This is a genomic window from Bacillota bacterium (assembly GCA_024655925.1).
In the GTDB taxonomy this organism is placed as follows: Bacteria; Bacillota; DTU025; order DTU025; family JANLFS01; genus JANLFS01.
On record JANLFS010000194.1, the window covers coordinates 1 to 2,668 of the forward strand.

Here is a 2,668-nt window from a genome sequence, read left to right on the forward strand (position 1 = left end):
TCGAGCAGATACCCTGGACTGCCTACCGTGAGAAGATGCTCACTGACTTTGCCGCCGGGCAGGGAGCAGACATAGTCGAGATCTCCAGCTACTGGATGTGCGAGTTCGTGGGGAGAAAACTGCTCCTGGCTCTTGACGAGTACATGGCAACGGATCCGGACCTGGCGAAGGACAAGTGGATCCCCGGAGCCTTCCTCGAGAGAATCCACACCTTCGCGGGAGCCACCTACGGGCTGCCCAGCGGCGACAGCCCCAAGGTCCTCTGGTTCAACAAGGATGTTTTCGCAGCGGCAGGGGTCAAGAACCCGCTGGAGTGGGAAGCCGAAGGCAAGTGGAACTGGGATACCTTCCTCGACGTCGTCACCTCTCTGACGAAGGGCGAAGGCCCGAGCAAGCATTTTGGCTACTGGACGTGGATGGCCCGCGCGGATACCCACGATATCATGCGGTCCTTCGGCGGAGGCTGGACCGACCAGGATGCGAGCGAGGTCTGGTGCGAGAAGCCGGAGTCTATCCAGGGGCTGCAGTTCGCTCTTGATATCTTCCTGAAACACAAGGCAGCCCCGCTGACGCAGGAACTGCAGGCGATGGGTGGCGGGCAGCAGATGTTCCTGACCGGGCGACTGGCCATGTTCATGAGCGGCGTGTGGGAAGTGTACTCACTGAAGCAGACCAAGGTTCCCTACGACGTGGCTCCGCTGCCCTCCGGGCCGGCCGGTCGGTTCATGCATCACGGCGCCAATGCGCTCGTGCTGCCAGCGGCCTGCAAGCATCCCGATCAAGCGTGGGAGCTGATGCGGTTCCTCAAGAGCCCCGGCCTCGAGAAGATCATGGTCCAGGGCGAAGGGTTCATGCCCTTCCAAAAGGCCAGCGTGGAGACATTCCTGAGCAAGGGGCACATCCCCAGCGCGCAGGTGTTCATCGACGCGCTGGAGAAAGGCTGGGCCCCGCCCATACCACTGAACACCAACGCCACTCAGATGGACCAGGTGGTCGGCGATGCTCTGGGGATCGCCTTGAGCGAAGGCAAGGACGCAGCCTGGGTCGCCGCCGAGGTTGCCCCCAAACTTGAGCCGCTCGTCGGCTGAACACCTTGCTCTTTCGTACTGCATCCGCTTGGAGCGCCAGGGGCTGCTGCCCAACTGGCGCTCCAGGCGCCCTCATGCCATGGCAAGTAAGGCTGTTAGCGCGAGGTGAACCGTCATGAGGCTAAGTACACGCGAGGCGGTGGAAGGCTACATCGCGATATCACCCTGGTTGATCGGGTTCATCGCATTCGTTGGCGGCCCGATCGTCGCCTCGCTGGTCATTAGCTTTGCGGAATGGCCACTGATCGAACCTCCTCGGCTGGTAGGTCTGTCCAACTACTCCCGGCTCGTCCATGACCCCCTGGTCTTTCAGGCTCTCAAGGTAACAACCGCCTACACGCTGTCCGCCGTACCTCTGCACATCATCTTTGGCTTCTGCCTCGCCATCCTTCTGAACCAGCGGGTCAAAGGTCTCGCCATATGGCGAAGCATATACTATCTTCCCGCGGTCGTCTCAGGGGTAGCCGTGGCGGTGGTATGGGTATGGGTACTTCAGCCCGACTTTGGGATCCTGAACACCCTGCTGCGCCAGGTCGGCATCCGAGGACCGAACTGGCTCTTCAGTCGTACCTGGGTGATCCCGGCTCTTGTGGTCATGAGTCTGTGGGGAGTAGGAGGCGGGCTCACTGTGTACCTCGCCGGCCTGCAGGGCATCCCAACAGAGCTCTACGAAGCGGCCGCAATCGATGGCGCAAACGCCCTGGTTCGGTTCACGCATGTGACCGTCCCCATGATGAGCCCCGTCCTCTTTCTCCAGCTCGTAACGGGGCTCATCGGGTCCTTCCAGGTGTTCACCTCCGCCTATGTCATGACGGGAGGGGGTCCCGGAAACGCTTCCCTCTTCTTCGTCCTATACATCTACCGGCATGCGTTCCAGTATTTCGAGATGGGGTATGCGTCGGCTCTGGCCTGGGTACTGGCGCTCCTTATCGTCCTGGTGACCCTGCTTGTCGTCGGGAGCGCGAGGTACTGGGTCTACTACGAGACGGATATCGCGCACCTATGACTCTGACGTTGGAGGGCATCCCCGATGGATCGCAGGCACAACGGCGCCCAGACCAGAGGATTCAGATCCAGAAGGCATCCGACTTTGACCGTTGCCAGGTACTTCGCACGTCTGCTCCTATACCTCGTGATCGCTACCGGCGCCCTGATCGTGCTGATTCCCTTCCTCTGGATGGTGTCGGCATCTCTGAAGGAGCTTGACCAAGTCTTTGCGTATCCGCCAGTTTGGATACCGAACCCGGTCCGCTGGCAGAACTACAAGGAAGCGCTGATGACACCGCTTCACCCTTTCATCCCCTACTACTTTGCCAACACCCTCTATGTGACCCTGGGCTGTCTGGTCGGCGAGGTCCTCAGTTGCTCACTGGTGGGCTTTGGCTTCGCTCGTCTACGCTTCCCCGGTCGGCGATTGCTTTTCATGCTCGTCCTTGCCACGATGGCCGTGCCGTTTCATGTAGTGATGATCCCGCAGTTCATCCTGTTTCGCCAACTGGGGTGGGTCAACAGCTTCTATCCCCTCGTCGTCCCATCGTTCTTTGCGACGAACGCGTTCTTTGTCTTCCTTTTCCGCCAGT

General features: G+C 60.3%; 3 protein-coding genes. All 3 read left to right on the forward strand.

The window, feature by feature from the left end; genetic code table 11:
* Nucleotides 1-1,088 (forward strand): extracellular solute-binding protein (locus tag NUW23_15900; protein MCR4427638.1); only part of this gene is annotated, 1,088 nt, incomplete at its 5' end.
* Between the two features lie 115 nt (nt 1,089-1,203).
* Complete coding sequence (locus tag NUW23_15905; protein ID MCR4427639.1) at nt 1,204-2,094, forward strand: sugar ABC transporter permease; 891 nt, start codon at nt 1,204-1,206, stop codon at nt 2,092-2,094.
* A 24-nt stretch (nt 2,095-2,118) separates the two neighbouring features.
* Nucleotides 2,119-2,668 (forward strand): carbohydrate ABC transporter permease (locus NUW23_15910; GenBank protein MCR4427640.1); only part of this gene is annotated, 550 nt, incomplete at its 3' end.

Coding starts and splice junctions, on each gene's coding strand:
- NUW23_15905 (MCR4427639.1), top strand. CDS start 1,204: ATGAGGCTAAGTACACGCGAGGCGGTGGAAGGCTACATCGCGATATCA.